We start from the raw sequence: 16,217 nt of genomic DNA, 5'->3' as shown, positions 1-16,217 counted from the left end.
CCACCTCACCCGAGGCCAGGTCGACATTGTCGGTGACGTCGAGCAGCCCCGAGATGAAGGTGCGATAGCAGGCCACCCCCTCCGCCTGCAACGCCTGCCGATCCACCAACCCATCCCCCGTCGCCGCCGGCGGCTGCTTGACCACGAAACCACCCTTGGCCCCCACCGGCACGATCACCGCGTTCTTCACCGCCTGGGCCTTGACCAACCCCAAGATCTCGGTCCGGAAATCCTCCAACCGATCCGACCAACGCAAACCACCCCGCGCCACCGCACCGAACCGCAGATGCACACCCTCCACCCGCGGCGAATACACGAAAATCTCATACCGCGGACGCGGCTGCGGCAGCTCCGCGATCGTCTGCGGATCCACCTTGAGGGAGAGGAAATCGCGTGCCACACCATCGGTGTCGACGACGTAATAGTTGGTGCGCAGTGTCGCGGTGATCAGACCCAGGATGGCTCGCAGGATGCGGTCGGCGTCCAGGCTCACCACCTGGTCGATCCGTGCGCGGACCTGCTTTTCGATATCGGCCGCCCGGTCGGCGGAATGGGTGTCCGGATCGAATCGCGCCGCGAACAGTCGGGCGAACAACCGAGCGGCATCGGGATAGGTGAGCAGCACCCGGGCGATATTGGCCTGACTGTAGGGAAAACCTGCCTGTTGCAGGTATTTCGCATAAGTGCGCAGGACTGCGACCTCGCGCCACGGCAGTCCCGCACGCAGCACGAGTTCGTTGAGCCCGTCGGCTTCGGCCCGGCCGTACCAGACCGCCGCGAACGCGTCGGTGAATCGTTCCCGTATCCCGCGCGCCCGTGCTTCCACCGCGGCCCGACCGGCTTCGGTGGGGATGCCCGCGCGGGTGGCCTCCAGCAGCTCCGCGTCGAGGTCCTGGTCGATGGCATTGCGCAGCAGGTCGGGCCGGGCCAGAATGCCGAAATCGTAAATCCAGCGTTCGACTCGCGCCGCCGCGGCGGACTCGCCGTCGGGTGCGAGCTCGATCTGGTAGGGCCGCTCGTCGACGACCTCGACACCGAGACTCTGCAGCACGGGCAGGACCTGGCTCAGCGAGATGCCGGCACCGCCGATATAGAGCGAGAACCGCCAGGAACCGACCGGTGAGTCGGCCGGCCGGTACAGCTGCTGGTCGATGGCGCCGTCGGCCAACCGCTCCAGCCGCGCGATATCGGCGAGCGCCCGCCGCGGGGTGAAATCCTGTTTGTATCCGTCGGGCAGGGCCGCGGCGTAGCGCTGCACGAGCCGGGGGTCGAGCAGCGTCGAGGTGCTGACCTCGTCGTCGAGGTGGTCGTTCCAGGTGTGACTGGCCTCGGCGAGTAGATGTTGGATCCGCAGCCGCTCCTCGTCGGAGATCTGCTCGACGTGCTCGGCCCGGACCGGCTCGGTGGGGTGGGCGGGCTCGGGCATCGGCATCCGCACCGTGAAGTACACACTCGCGAGTTCGCTCTCGCTCACCCGCGCCGAATAGTCGATGGACTCGCCGCCGAGTTCACGGACCAGGATGTCCTGGATTTCCAGCCGGGTTGCCGTGGTGTAGCGGTCGCGGGGCAGGTAGACCATGGCCGCGACGAACCGGCCGTAGGGGTCGGTGCGCAGGAACAGCCGCACCTGCCGACGCAGCCCGATATTGAGCACGGCGCTGGCCGTGCGCCGCAGCGTCTCGGTATCGGAGGAGAACAGTTCGGTGCGCGGGAACGACTGCACCACCTCGAGCATGGCCTGCCCGGAGAACGAGTCCAGGTCGAACCCGCTCTCTTCGATCACCGAGCGCACCCGCCGCTCGATCACCGGGATGTCGAGCACGTTCTCGTGCAGTGCCGTAACGGTGAAAACGCCGATGAACAGGTGCTCGCCGCGAACCGCGCCGGTCTCGTCGAGGTCGGCGACCCCGATGAAGTACGGGTACACCGACCGGTGCACGGTCGCCGGAACCAGACCCTGGGTCATCATGAGCAGTGGCCGGTCGACGCCGTTGACCGGCGCCCGGAAATCGGGACCGACTCCCGGGCGCAGCATCCCGAGGCAGGAGTCCTGGTCGATTTCGATACCCGCCGTCTCCGCGTTTCCGTGCTGCCGGTAGCGGGCGTAGCCGAGCACGGTGAAGTTCCCGTCGGCCAACCAGCGCAACAGATTCGCGCAGTCGTTCAGATCCCGCGCCGGGAACGGCGCCTTCCCGGTCTCCGCGATACGGTCCAGTCCGGCCGACACGCCAACGAGGGTGTCGCGGATCTCGGGGGTATCGCCGACCACCTGCCGCACATCGCCGACCACGGTCGGTACGGCGGTGGCGATACGGTCGAGGAGGTCGCCGCTCGTCGACGGGTGCAGCTGGATGTGCATCCACGACTCACGTAGCCCCGTACCGCCGTTCCCGTCCACCTCGTGCGGCCGGGCCGCGGTCAGCCGACCCGTACGGTCGCGTTCGACCTCGAGAACCGGATGGATCACCTCGCTGACGCTGACACCCATCCGGTTCAGCGACGAGGTGACGGACTCCACCAGCAGGGGCATATCGTCGGTGACCACCTGGACGGCGGCGCCCACCCCGGCATCGTCGCCCGGGTGGTAGACCCGCACCGCGGCGCGACCGGGGTACCGGTCCAGCGCCAATTCCAGGTGTCTGCGGAAGACCTGCGTGATATCGCTGATCACGCGGTCCGCGTCACCGGCATCGACATGCCGGAAGTATCCCTCCTCCAGTGCGCCGAGATCGCCGCGTAACGCGTCGGACAACTCGGCAGTCCATGCCGCGCCGGACAATTCGGACGAGACCGTCATTTCGCCAACTCCCTCGGATGCCATTCCGTGCCCACTGACGCCGGTCCCGAGACTAGTCCTGCACCCGGGAAGGGGAAAACGAACCGAGGATTACCCGCGAGTCAGCTTGCGGTAGGTCACCCGATGCGGCCGTGCGGCTTCCGGGCCGAGACGTTCGACCTTATTGGCTTCGTACGCCTCGAAGTTGCCTTCGAACCAGAACCAGGAGGCCTCGTTGTCATCGTTTCCTTCCCAGGCCAGGATGTGCGTGCAGGTGCGGTCCAGGAACCACCGGTCGTGCGAGATGACCACGGCGCAGCCGGGGAAGTTCTCCAGCGCGTTCTCCAGCGAGCCGAGAGTTTCCACGTCCAGGTCGTTGGTCGGCTCGTCGAGCAGGATCAGGTTGCCGCCCTGTTTGAGCGTCAGCGCCAGATTCAGCCGGTTGCGTTCACCACCGGAGAGCACCCCGGCCGGCTTCTGCTGGTCCGGCCCCTTGAACCCGAAGGCGCTGACATAAGCACGCGAGGGCATTTCCTGGTGGCCCACCTCGATATAGTCCAGTCCGTCCGAAACGACCTGCCAGACGGTCTTGTTCGGGTCGATACCGGCGCGGTTCTGATCGACGTAGCTCAGCTTGACCGTTTCGCCGATCTTCACGGTGCCGCTGTCCGGCTGCTCCAGGCCCACGATGGTCTTGAACAGCGTCGTCTTGCCGACGCCGTTGGGGCCGATCACCCCGACGATGCCGTTGCGCGGCAGGCTGAACGACAGGTCCTTGATCAGCGGCCGGTCGCCGAAGCCTTTGTCCAGGTGCTCGACCTCGACCACCACATTGCCCAAGCGCGGACCGGCCGGAATCTGGATCTCCTCGAAGTCCAGCTTCCGCGTCTTCTCGGCCTCGGCGGCCATCTCCTCGTAGCGACCGAGCCGGGCCTTGTTCTTGGCCTGGCGGGCCTTGGCGCCCGACCGCACCCAGGCCAGCTCCTCCTTCAGCCGCTTCTGCAGCTTCTGGTCCTTCTTGCCCTGCACCGCCAGCCGTTCGGCCTTCTTCTCCAGGTAGGTGGAGTAGTTGCCCTCGTAGCCGATGGCCCGGCCGCGGTCGAGTTCGAGAATCCAGCCGGCGACGTTGTCCAGGAAGTACCGGTCGTGGGTGACGGCCAGGACCGCGCCCGGGTACTGGGCCAGGAACTGCTCCAGCCACAGCACGCTCTCGGCGTCGAGGTGGTTGGTCGGCTCGTCCAGCAGCAGCAGGTCGGGTTTGCTCAGCAGCAGCTTGCACAGCGCCACACGACGGCGCTCACCACCGGAGAGGTTGGTCACCTGCTCGTCCGGCGGCGGGCAGCGCAGCGCGTCCATGGCCTGTTCGAGCTGCGAGTCGATATCCCAGGCGTCGGCATGGTCCAGGTATTCCTGGAGTTTGCCCATCTCCTCCATGAGTTCATCGGAGTAGTCGGTGGCCATGAGTTCGGCGATCTCGTTGAAGCGGTCCAGTTTGACCTTGACCTCGCCGAGCCCCTCCTCCACGTTGCCGCGGACGGTCTTCTCCTCGTTCAGCGGCGGCTCCTGCTGCAGGATGCCGACCGTCGCACCCGGGGCGAGGAACGCCTCGCCGTTGTTCGGCTGGTCCAGTCCGGCCATGATCTTCAGCACGCTGGATTTACCCGCGCCATTCGGGCCGACGACGCCGATCTTGGCGCCGGGAAGGAAGTTCAAGGTGACATCGTCGAGCACGACCTTGTCGCCGTGCGCCTTGCGAACCTTCTTCATTTGGTAGATGAACTCAGCCATGCGACAACCCTAACTGTCGTAAGCCGCCCGCCCGCACTCCGTGCAGGTCAACGGCAGATTTCCGATAATCCGCGGCACCGGGCACCGATGGGCACGAAATAACCCTCCCCCGCCACACCGCGGTGGGCCGGCCGAGGCGACCCACCGCCTCCCCGGGCGCGTCCACGGGACGCGACGAATCCCCGTGAGTGTATGCCCACACCACCCGATCGCGGGACCGGGGATCACACGTCGACGGGCTCGGCCTGTCGAGCAGCCGAGGAAGTCTCCGTTTCGGTGTCCCCCCCGCCGATCGTCCCCGATACGCCCGTTTCTTCAGCGATCGGACCGCTCTCGATATTCCCCGGTTCGTTCGTGGTAGACCGCCATCGGACCACCTGAGCCGTGCACCGGGTGAGATCCGGTCCGACGGTATGCGCGCGCATCTCGAGATCGCGACGCTCCGCGCCGTCACGGGTCCGGTACTCGTTCGACCTCAGCTGCCCCTGCACGATCACCGGATCGCCGCGGCGAATCGAGGCGTCCACCCCCGCGACGAGTCGGCGCCAACAACTCACGGTGAGAAACAGTGTCCCGTTGTCCACCCATTCCCCGGAGCCACGGTCGAGTCTGCGCGCCGTGCTCGCCAGCCGGAAGGTCAATACCCGGTCCCCGCCCGGGAGCTCCCGCTTCACCGGGTTGCTGACCACCGTGCCGATGATGGTCGTGATCGCCTCGTACATATCCGCACCCCTTCCGCTCCGCCCGGTGTCACCGGGTCGCCCGCCCCCGTGCTTCGGGAACGTCTCCATCGTCGCGTCCCGCGGGCATCGCGAGGGGACCGGAGCCGAAGTTGTGGACAACTCACGCGTATGTGGACAAACGGCTGTTCGCCGAGCCGGGGGAGGAAGAAGCCCGGGTTCAGATCACGGCGAGATCGGTATTGGCCCCGCACAGCACCACCACGGGGCGCACCCCGGGAGCCGGCACATACCGCCCACTGAGAATCGCGGCCAGTGCCACCGCACCCGCGAGCTCGACGACGATACGGAACTCCCGCCACAGATACGTCCGCGCATCGGTGATGGCGTCCTCGGTCACCAGCACCGACCGCACCCCATAGCGCTGGGCGATATCGAAGGCGATCTCCCCGATACGGGTCGCGCCCAACGAGTCGGCGGCGATACTCGACACCGCGATATCCACCGGATGACCCGCGGCCAGCGCCGCGTGCAGGGTCGGAACCCCCTCGGGCTCCACACCGACCACATCACGCCGGCGACCCAGCGCGGCCGCCACCCCGCCGAGCAGACCGCCTCCGCCGACCGCCACCAGCACCGGCGGCCTGCCCCGCACCTGCTCCTCGATCTCGAGCCCGATCACCCCGGCTCCCGCCACCACGCTGGGCAGATCGTAGGCGTGTACATGCAGGGCGCCCTGTTCCTCGGCGAGCTCGGCGGCGTGCCGGTAGGCCTCGGCATAGGTGGTTCCGTGCCAGCGCACCTCGGCGCCGTACGACCACATGGCGGCCACCTTGGTATGCGGCGCCGATTCCGGGACGACCACGGTGCACGCCATGTCCAGGCCCGCCGCGGCCAGCGCCGCCGCAATCCCGGCGTTACCGCCCGAGGCCACGACCACGTGCTCGGTGCGACGGCGCGCCGAGAGCAGCGCGTTGTAGCTGCCGCGCACCTTGAACGTGCCGCCGTGCTGCAGGTACTCGAGTTTGAACGTGACCGGCACCGGCCCGTTCGGACCGGGAACGCAGGTATGGAAGACTGGGGTCTTGCGGATCCGCCCGCTCAGCCGCCGGCGGGCGGCGCGCACATCCGACCGGTACACACGACGGTTGGGCGGGTGAGGGTGCAACGGGGTCCTCTGGTCTGTCATCTACGTGCCGCCCGATCTCGCTGGGCCAATTCGGCGAACATGGCATTGTGTGCGGCCAACTCCGCGTCGTTGTCGCGTTCGGCCGCGCGATCGCTGCGCTGCGCCAACCGCTGGTCACTGCGCGACCACTGAATGAGCAGTGCCAGCATCACCACGACCAGCGGCACCTCACCGCCGGCCCAGGCCAGGCTTCCGCCGGTGCGCTGATCGCCCAGCAGATCCGTATGCCAGTCGAGATCCAGGCTGCGATAGAACCAATCGCCGAGCACGGTGCTCATACTCATCAGCGCGACGCCGAAGAAGGCGTGAAACGGTAGCGAACCGAAAACCATCCCCAGTTTCGTCAACGGCTCCACCCGGCGCGGCTTCGGGTCGATCCCGATCACCACCCAGTAGAACAGGTAGCCGCTGATCAGGAAGTGCGCGTTCATCAGCAGATGCGCCGCATGCGAATCGACGAACGCGTCGAAGATGCCGCCCATGTAGAGAGCGTAGAAACCGGCCACGAAGATCACCGATGCCACGATCGGGTGGGTCAGGAACCGCGAGACCGGGTTGTGCACGGCGAACAGCAGCCATTCCCGCGGGCCGGGCGCACCGTCCCGGCCGGCGGGTGGGAGGGCGCGCAGCGCCAGGGTGACCGCTCCGCCGAGCGCCAGCAGGATCGGCGTCAGCATGGACAACGCCATATGCGCGCCCATGTGCACGCTGAACATCGCCGGTCCGTAGCGCCCCACGCCCGAGGACGTGGTGAACAGCAGCACCGCGCACCCGGACAGCCAGGCCAGGGTTCGTCCGACGGGCCAGGCGTCGCCTCGCGTGCGTAGCCTCCGCACGCCCGACAGGTACAGCACGGCGAGCAGGATGGCCGCGGTTCCGTAGATCAGGTCGAAGCGCCAGTCGAACAGCAGCCGCATCACTGTGGGCGGGCCGTCGAGCTCATAACCCAGTTCGACCTCCACCGGTGTCGGCACACTGTCCGGCGGGGGCGGCGGCGTCCGCCCCAGGCCTACCGCCAGGCCCATGGTGGCGGCGAAGATCAGCACCTCCATCCCCGCGAACCGGATGAGCGGGCCTCGATCACGCGGGTCCGCGGCCAGCGAGGGCAGGGCGGCGCGCCGCTGCCGCCATCCGAGCACGCCCAATACCGCCAGTGCGGCGGCCTTGGCCACGACCAGGCGGCCGTAGGTGCTGGTGAACAACTCGTCCCACGGCACCCGAACCCACGAGTTGAGCACCCCGCTCACCGCGAGGACGAGGAACGACACCGTGGCCACCACGGAGAAGCGCCGGGCCGCGATCTCGGTGGCGGTTCCGTCGCGCAGAGCGTGTACCAGCACGGCCACCAGCCCACCGACCCAGCAGGCGGCGGAGACCAGATGCAGGATGAGGCTGTTGGTGGCCACGTCGTGCGATCCGCCGGAGGACGAATGCCCGGTCAGCGCCAGCGGCATCATCGTGGCGATCGCTCCCGCGAACAGTACCGGGGTCCAGGCCCACCGCAACGCCAATCGGCAACCGGCGGCCACGACGAGCGCGAACAGCGCGGTCAGTCGCCAGGTACCGGCCAGTTCGACCCGGTCGATGACCCCCCACAGCTCCTGAGGTGGCAACACCTCGCGAACCGGCCGCCCGGTGCTGTCGGAAACGGTCAGCGGGACGAGCAGCGCGGCACAGCCGGCCCATCCCACCGCGGTGAGCGAGGCACGCCGCACCGCGCGGTAGCCGCCGACATCGAGCAGTCCATTGCGCTGCGGCGGTACCAGGAACGCGGCGAACAACAGCGACCCGACCGTCAAGGCGGCGAAGAGATCGGAGAGCGCGCGTACCGCGGGCAGTCCGTAGGTGGTGAGGGGCCCCGGGTCGGGGATGCCGAGCAGGCTCAGCGCCTGCTCCGCCGACAGCCCGACCACCAGCGCCGACACCACGGCCGCTACCGCGCCCAGGAAGACCGTCAGCAGTCCCGAAACCATCGCGGCCCGCCTCCGAGCGACCTCGATGGCGGGTTCGGCGGACTGTGCCGGGGCTGCTGACATAGGTTCGAGCGTAGTTCGATTACCCGTACGCGGCCCGCCGGGGCCGCATTCCGGGCAGCACGGATCAAGCGATTTGGTCAATCGCTATAATCATTCGGCTGGACAGCACGGCCGATCTCGGCCATGGTGGAACCACTGCCTCCGTAGCTCAGTTGGATAGAGCAAGGGCCTTCTAATCCCTAGGTCGCAGGTTCGATTCCTGCCGGGGGCACGCTACAGATGGGGAACGCTGTTGCCCATCTGGATGTGGCCTTCGACCGCGTTGCCGTCGTGGCGTTCCGCAGCGGCGGCGACGCCGGTCGTGGTCGGTACCTCCTTCAACCATGAGCGGTGCGACCGGGATGGACTTGCTACCGAGGGCGATCCGGTACGTGACTCGGTTGTGGGTCTTGGTGTAAGAACCTCCAGGTGTAGGGCCGCGAAGAGCCGACGGGCCGGAATTGGGTATGTCCTGGATCTGTATGTACCCATTCGGCGGATGATCAATCAGTCCGGGTTCGGGCGTGTCGCGCTGATCGGCGTCGATTTCCGCGTCCATCCGCCGGTTCGTAGGGACGGCGATCCGACGAGGTCGGCGAAGCGGATCGGTCACCTCGCCGCGTTACAGCAGACCCAGCTGTCGCAGGTCGGTGGCGTACTCGAGGATGATCTCCCGGGTTACATGGGGAATGTCCTTGTCAGGGCCGATTTTCGCCTCCTGCACCGCCGCTCGGAACCGTTCGGTCGGCGCGATGGACCCGCGTATCGGCCGCTGCGGTTGCCGATAGCTGTGCAGTAGCGGTAGCAGCGAGTGCCGGCGCTGCCGATCCGGTAGGGCCCGCACAGCGGTCTCGAACCGCCGCAACCACGTGCCGTAGTCGGGAATGCGTTCGATGGGGTGGCCGGCGTCGATCAGCCAGTCGACGTAGGTGTCCAGCGAGATGTCGTCGTCGTACGGGTTCATCACGTGGTAGGTACGGAACCCGGGTGCCGCCTGCGCGCCGAGGGTGGAGATCGCCTCGGCGACGAAGCCGACGGGCAGCCCGTCGTAGTGGGCTCGCCGTCGCCGACCGTCCGGGCCGAGCTCGTAGAACGAGCCGGGCGCGATACCGGTGGCGAGCAGGCTCAACATCAACCGGGTGAACATATCGGGGACGTTGAGCTGACCGGCGTACTCGGTGTCGGCCAGGATCAGATCGCAGCGGAACACCGCGACCGGCAGGCCGCACAGGTCGTTGGCCTCCCGTAACAGCACCTCGCCGGCCCATTTGCTGTTCGAGTAGCCGTTGGCATAGCTGTCGTCGATGGCGCGTGTCGGACCGATCGCCCGGATGTCGGCGTCTTCGGTGAACACCGAGGGGTCGATCTGATCGCTTACCCCGATGGTCGAGACATAGGTGTACGGCTTCTGCTTCGTGGTGAGCGCGAGGCGGATCAGCTCGGCGGTGCCCACGACATTGGGGCCGAACAGCTGGCTGTAGGGCAGCACATGGTTGACCAGCGCCGCGGGGTCGACGATCAGGTCCACGGTATCGGCCAACCGCTGCCATGTGGCGCGATCCAGCCCGAGGTCGGCCTCGCCCTTGTCACCGGCGAGGACCTCGAGATGTTCGGCGGCCGGCTCCCGATAGTGCGCGAGCAGCCGCGGATCGCTCCCGGCGAATGTGTTGTCCGACCGTTCCCGGGCCGTGGCGTCGTCCTTGGCGCGCACCAGACAGATCAGTCTGCCGCCGACGAGGGCCATCCGCTGCAACCATTCCAGGGCCAGGTATCGCCCCAGGAAACCGGTCGCGCCGGTCAACAGGACGGTCCGCACTTTCGGGCTCGGCCCGGGAAGGTTCGGCGCGGCCTCGAGCGTTTGGGTGTCGAGGAACTTGTCCAACCTCAGATCGCGGGCGTGTAGCTCGGTGGCCCCGTCGCCGTGCACCGCGGTGAAGGTCGGCCGCTCGGTGCCGCCGCGCCGCTGCTCGATGTAGGCGGCGAGGGCGCGCAGGTCGGTGGCCGGGCCGACGATGACGCCTACCGGCACGTCGACGTCGAAGATATCCCGTAGCAGGTTCGCGAACGTCAATGCCGACAGCGAATCCCCACCGAGATCGGTGAAGTGCGCCTCGGGCCGCAGGACGCCGGCAGCCGCGCCCAGCAGCGTGCCCGCCGCGCGGCTCACCGTCTCCAGCACCGGGCGGCCGGCTCCGCTGTGACGCAGCGTGCGCAGCTCATGGGTCTCGGCTTCGGCCAGTTCGGTGTAGAGCTGTTCCAGCCGGGGGCCGTAGTACTCCTCGAGCTTCGGCCGCGCCAATTTACGGCTGCCGGTGAGCAGACCGTTCTCCATGGTGAACGGCGTCGTGTCGAGGATGAGGTCGCGGGGAATCTCATAGGACTGCAGGCCGGCCGTTTTCGCGACCTTTCGCAGCGATTCGCCGATCAGCGGTTTCAGCGCCTCGATATCGCCGCCGGTTCGGGCCTGCGCGTCCTCGGTGGGCACCACGACCGCCAGCAGATACGAGCGAGTGCTGTTGCCGTAGACATAGATCTGGCGCACCAGCGGGCTCTCGGCGAAGACCGCCTCCAATTTCGAGACAGTGACGAACTCTCCTTGGGACAGCTTCAGCACGAAGCTGCGACGGTCGACATACACGAGTTGATCGGGGCCGACCTCGGCGAAGATATCGCCGGTGTGGTAGAAGCCGTCGGCGTCGAACACTTCGGCCGTGACATCCGGACGCTTGTAGTACCCGGGGGTCAGCGACTGGGATACCACAGCCAGCTCGCCTCGCGGATATGGCCGGTCGGTGCGGAAGTACCCCAGCTCGGGGACATCGACGAGCTTGTAGTCGACCACCGGTGGGCGACGCACGTGACCGTCGAGGGTAATGCTTCCGGCCTCGGTGGAGCCGTAGCCGTCTCTCAGGTGCAGGTCGAGGAAGGTCTCGACCCATGCCTTCATCTCCGTCGACATCGGCGCGGAGCCCGTCGTCGCCGACAGGAAACGTCCGCCGAGCAGGTCCCGGCGCAGATCGGCCGTTACCTCGGCTTCCAGGGTCGCCCGGTCGCCTCCGTCGGAGGCTCGGCGATACATTTCGCTCTGGAACCGCTGGAACAGCATCTCCCAGATCCGGGGCACGAAGGTCAGCTGGGTGGGCCGTACCGACGCCAGATCGTCCAATAGGGTCGACAGGTCACTCTTGGCGGCGAAATAGACGGTGCCGCCGCGACCGAGCGCCATATAGAGGACCGCTCGGCCCAGAATGTGGCTCATCGGCATGAAACTGAGCACGATCGACGGTTCGGCGCTGCGCTGCCCCCATCTCTCGCTGGTCGACGCACGCCAGTACTCGGCCATCATCCCGTCGGTGATCATGGCGCCCTTCGGTGCGCCGGTGCTGCCGGAGGTGTAGACCAGCAAGGCCAATGAGTCCGGTTCGTCGGTGGTCGGCACCGGAACGGGCGGTAGGCCCGTGCCGCGGTCGACCACGTCGGCCAGCGTTTCGACGATCACTGGGCCGGCTGCGTCGGCCAGCTTCGCCGTCGCAGCCGCGAACGCCTCGCGCTGGTCGTCGACCCGGGGGCGGTAGTCGAACACGATCAGCCGTGTCGGTGCGTGTCCGGTGAGTACCAATTCGACGGCATCGTCGAGGTAGTCGATACTCGCCGCGAGCACCGTCGGCTCGGTTTCGGCGATGATGGGCCGCAGTCGCTCGGCCGAGGCACCGGTCTGCAACGGCACCGCCACCGCGGCCAGCCGCATCAGCGCCATATCGATGATGGTGTAGTCGACGCTGGTGAAACCCAGGACACAGACTCGGTCACCGGGCCGCACGGGATCGCCGGTCAGCGCGGTCGCGATCGCGCCGGCGCGGTCCCAGACCTCTCGGTAGGTGAGGGTCTCGAACCTCGGTAGCAGTTCCGTCGAGGTGCGGCCGGTTCCCGGATCGGTGACGAACTCGACCGCGCGCTGCCCGACCGCGGGTCGGTGCGCGTAACCCTCCATAACGGTTTGCGCGACCCGGGCCGCTCGCAGTCCGGACTGCTCGATTGCCGCGGTCACGGCCTCGTCGGGCCTGGCGGCGGCGAACTGCTCGTCGGTGGCGTACAACTCCGCGATGCGGCGCTCGAGCCGGGACTCCCGGGTATCAACTGACATCGAACTCACCTCGGGACGATTGGGTGGCACTCTCGAGTGTCATATGACACCCTCAAGTGTCAAAGCGACACTCAGGGATGTCAAGGAAGAAAGTGATGGAAGTGACGCGAACCACCGCACATCACAGCGTCGGGCAGCGGAAGAAGGTGCAGGTCACCACCGACGCGATCGTCAACGCCGCCCAGCGCGCCATGGATGAGCACGGACTCGATGTCACAGTCGACGAGATCGCGGCCTTGGCCGGCGTCGGACGCCGGACGGTGTTTCGCCACTTCGCCACCCGTGAGGACCTCATACAGGCCGCCGTCACGGCGGACTTCGCCGATTTCTTCGGTTCCCTCCCGCCCTACGACGGCATCGACTGGAAGGTCTGGCTGGCAGACCTGGCACGGCGGGTACATCAGCGGACGGCCGAGGCCGGACGGGTCATCTCGCACCTGAGAACACGCCGCCTGTCGCCACGACTGGCGGAGGCCTACGGTGAACATCTCCAGGCGCTTCAACGTATGTTCGCCACCATCACGACCACGCTGTGGGAGGCAGCCGGTGGCGAGGACCCTCCACCGGACCGACTGCGCCGGACGGTTGCCGCGCACTTGAGCCCACTGTTCACCCAGGCCGTGTTACTCGACGCCGAGGGCGCCCCGGAGTTCGCCGCCGACATCGCGACCACCGCCATCATCGCCACCGTGCACGAACTGCTCGGCGACCGACAGTGAAGGCCCGCCTCGGACGAGTCGGGATATCCCTACTTGGTCGCGGGCATCGGCCGATCCAGCATTGGTAGCTGTCGCGCTACACCGTGGCGCGGCACGGCACGCATGTCCCGATCGAATTCGCCATGTTCGGGTCAGGAAGGTCCGGCGTGCCGGCGAAAGGGCGCTGATGAGGAAATCCTCCGCGAAGAGGCTCGGGTGGACGAACGCCGCTTCGATCCCGGATCGAGGACACCGGCTCGTTGGCGGGCCGGAGACGGCCGAGGAGGCACTGTGAGAGAACTGCGTGCCGTCCTCTGGGATCTCGACGGGACACTGTTGGATTCGGAGAAACTGTGGTGTGAGGCCGTTCGCGAGTTCGTCGCCGAGAACGGCGCCGTGGCATCCGCGGACGACTACGGACGAGTGGTCGGGGCCACCGTCGCGGAGGTGCTGCGCATGATGCTGACACTGTCCGGACGCGAGCCCACCCCGGCGGCGATACGCTCGGCCGAGGCGTGGCTCGATCACCGGCTCACCGATCGATACACCGATCCCGTTCCATGGCGGCCGGGCGCCGAAGCGGCATTGCGGCTCGTCGGCTCCGCCGGTCTCGCATCGGCACTGGTGACCAACACTTCACGGTCATTGACCGACGCCGTCCTGGACGCGATCGACCGCCGGTATTTCGACGCGTCGGTGAGCTGCGACGATGTCGACAATGGCAAGCCCGCGCCCGATCCGTACGTGCGCGCGGCCGAACTCCTCGGCGTGGACCCGGCACAATGTGTGGCCATCGAGGACTCACCCACCGGCGCCGCGGCCGCCACGGCCGCGGGCTGTGCGCTCATCGTGGTTCCCTGCGACCTCCCGGCAAGCACCGTGCACGGCGGTGTGGTCCGGGACTCGTTGGCCGGTATGACCATTGGGGACCTGCGAGACGCATTCGAGAAGCGGCCGTCGTAGGGCGGCGCGCGGCAACCGGTTGCGGCGGCACCGACCAAACACCCTGTGGCAGCGCCGGTTATAGGGATGTCCCTACTTGGGGTGCCATCCACGGTTGCCAGAGCATGAGAGCCGAAATCGTAGTCCAGGGTGCGAGGTGCGATATGCCAGTGCGGAAGGCCGTGATACTCGCGGCGGGACTCGGCCGCCGACTCGGCGGCGACACTCCGAAGCCCTTGACCGTCATCGACGGCACACCGATCGTCCACCGGGCCCTGAGGCAGTTGGCCGCGGTCGGAGTGCGGGAGACGGTACTGGTGGTAGGGCACCGCGCCGACGACATCATGGCCTCGGTCGGCGACCGATTCGACGGCATGCGGGTGTCGTATATCGTCTCGGAAACCTTCGCCGATACGAACAACGCCTTCTCCCTCTGGCTGGCCCGTCACCATTTGGACGAGGACACCTACGTGCTCGACGGCGATGTGGTGTTCGACGCCGAAATCCTGGTTCGGCTGGCCACCGCTCCGGATGCGGTGATATCGGCGGTATCCGAGTGGCGTAATGGCATGAACGGCACCGTGGTGACAGTGGACGGCATGCAGCGGGTGGCGCGTTTCCTGCTGCCCCCTCACAGCAGCGATATTCCTGATACGGCCCGCAAGACGATCAATGTGCACCTGTTGCGGGCCAAGTACCTGCGCGCCGAGTTCGTGCCGCAGCTCGAGCAGCTGATCGAGTCCGGCGGACACAACGAATTCTATGAGCGTGTGCTGGCCACGACCACGGCGCGTGGCATGTTCCCGGTGCGCGCCGTGGATTGCACCGATCTGCCGTGGTACGAAATCGACGATATCGGTGACGTGATCGCGGCGGAATGTCTTCTGGGCGATGACGAAAGCCGCCTCTCGGCGCTGGAGAGTCTGCACGGCGGTTACTGGCGGTTCGACGTGGCCGACCACTGCCTGATGATCAACCCGTACTTCCCGACCTCGAGATTGTTGGACGAACTGACAGGCGATCTCGCGGCGTCGCTGATCAACTATCCGATGGGCCGAATCCCCTTACAGCGGTTGCTCGCCGCGGCCGTCGGTCTCCCCGAAGACCGACTGGTCATCGCCAATGGCGCGTCCGAGCTCATCACGGCATTGGGCCGCGTCCTGGACAACGTGGTGCTGGTGGTACCGGGATTCAACGAATACGAATCGGCCCTCGCCTCGAAGCGATGCACCCGCTTCGAACTGCAATCCCCCGACTTCGAGTTCGACGTACACCGCTGCGTCGACGTCGCGGTGGAGAACGCCGCGACGGCCGTGGTGGTGACCTCGCCCAACAACCCCACATCGCGGGCGGTGCCTCGGGAGGATCTGCTGCTGTTGTGTAAACAGCTCGCCGATCGGCGGATCCGGTTGCTGGTGGACGAATCGTTCGTCGACTTCTGCCCGGAGGAATCGAGCGTGGCCGATGAGCTCGGCACGCACCTGAACCTCACAGTGATCAAGAGCATGAGCAAGGCCTACGGCGTAGGCGGTCTGCGACTCGGCTACCTGGCCACCGCGGACGAGGAGCTACGCGAACAGATTCGCCTGCACATGCCCGTATGGAATATCAACGGGATCGCGGAGACGTTCCTGCGCAGGCTGCCCGGGTTCGCCGCGGACTACCGGGCCGCCGTCGATCGGGTCCGGGCCGATCGAGACGAGTTCTACCGGGAGCTGTGCGCCGTACCGGGCGTGACGGTGTTGCGGCCGGACGCGAACTTCATCCTACTGCGCCTGCCCGACCCGTGGCGGGCCCGCGACGTGGCCCGCCGGTTGCTGACCCGATTCCGGATTCTGGTCAAGGACTGCTCGGGAAAGTCGATGCCCGACGCGGACCGTTACCTACGGATCTCGTGCCGGACCGCCCCGGAGAATCACCGTGTGACACGCGCCTTGGCGGCGGTTCTCGCCTCGGCACCCGCGGGCGCATCGGTGGTGGGATGA

General features: G+C 67.1%; 9 protein-coding genes and 1 tRNA gene. 4 read left to right on the top strand and 6 right to left on the bottom strand.

The window, feature by feature from the left end:
- From ON20_RS06445 to ON20_RS06425, 5 genes are all read right to left on the bottom strand, one after another.
- Positions 1 to 2,797: NAD-glutamate dehydrogenase domain-containing protein (locus ON20_RS06445; RefSeq protein WP_040834026.1), on the bottom strand; the 2,797-nt coding region annotated here is incomplete at its 3' end.
- A gap of 90 nt (positions 2,798 to 2,887) precedes the next feature.
- A complete protein-coding gene (ettA, locus tag ON20_RS06440; protein ID WP_040834025.1) occupies positions 2,888 to 4,564 on the bottom strand; it encodes an energy-dependent translational throttle protein EttA in 1,677 nt (558 codons plus the stop codon).
- 224 nt (positions 4,565 to 4,788) lie between these two features.
- Positions 4,789 to 5,286, bottom strand: a complete 498-nt coding sequence (ssb, locus tag ON20_RS06435; RefSeq protein WP_083864704.1) for a single-stranded DNA-binding protein — start codon at positions 5,284 to 5,286, stop codon at positions 4,789 to 4,791.
- Positions 5,287 to 5,464: 178 nt separating this feature from the next.
- Positions 5,465 to 6,433, bottom strand: coding sequence for a threonine/serine dehydratase (locus ON20_RS06430; RefSeq protein WP_051161796.1), 969 nt, complete (start codon positions 6,431 to 6,433; stop codon positions 5,465 to 5,467).
- Entirely contained in the window at positions 6,430 to 8,406 is a 1,977-nt protein-coding gene (locus tag ON20_RS06425) for a bifunctional copper resistance protein CopD/cytochrome c oxidase assembly protein (protein WP_245547082.1), read from the bottom strand. The genes ON20_RS06430 and ON20_RS06425 overlap by 4 nt, the downstream gene beginning before the upstream one ends.
- Positions 8,407 to 8,606: 200 nt before the next feature.
- On the opposite strand from ON20_RS06425, the gene ON20_RS06420 reads away from it, so the two are divergent.
- Positions 8,607 to 8,680: transfer RNA gene (locus ON20_RS06420), tRNA-Arg, on the top strand.
- Positions 8,681 to 9,070: 390 nt separating this feature from the next.
- Here ON20_RS06420 and car read toward each other — a convergent pair.
- The gene (car, locus tag ON20_RS06415) at positions 9,071 to 12,592 is read right to left on the bottom strand and encodes a carboxylic acid reductase (protein WP_040834023.1); all 3,522 of its coding nucleotides are present in this window, start codon (positions 12,590 to 12,592) and stop codon (positions 9,071 to 9,073) included.
- Positions 12,593 to 12,687: 95 nt separating this feature from the next.
- On the opposite strand from car, the gene ON20_RS32870 reads away from it, so the two are divergent.
- From ON20_RS32870 to ON20_RS06400, 3 genes are all read left to right on the top strand, one after another.
- Positions 12,688 to 13,311, top strand: coding sequence for a TetR/AcrR family transcriptional regulator (locus ON20_RS32870; RefSeq protein ID WP_051161794.1), 624 nt, complete (start codon positions 12,688 to 12,690; stop codon positions 13,309 to 13,311).
- 270 nt (positions 13,312 to 13,581) lie between these two features.
- Positions 13,582 to 14,253 carry an HAD family hydrolase gene (locus ON20_RS06405; protein ID WP_040834022.1) on the top strand — a complete coding sequence of 224 codons (672 nt, stop codon included), beginning with the start codon at positions 13,582 to 13,584 and terminating at the stop codon, positions 14,251 to 14,253.
- 143 nt (positions 14,254 to 14,396) lie between these two features.
- Complete coding sequence (locus tag ON20_RS06400; protein WP_169332321.1) at positions 14,397 to 16,217, top strand: aminotransferase class I/II-fold pyridoxal phosphate-dependent enzyme; 1,821 nt, start codon at positions 14,397 to 14,399, stop codon at positions 16,215 to 16,217.

Source organism: Nocardia brevicatena NBRC 12119 (genome assembly GCF_000308495.1).
Classification (GTDB): Bacteria; Actinomycetota; Actinomycetes; order Mycobacteriales; family Mycobacteriaceae; genus Nocardia; species Nocardia brevicatena.
The sequence above is the reverse complement of the archived record's forward strand: the minus strand, read 5'-3'. Positions and strand labels throughout refer to the sequence as shown.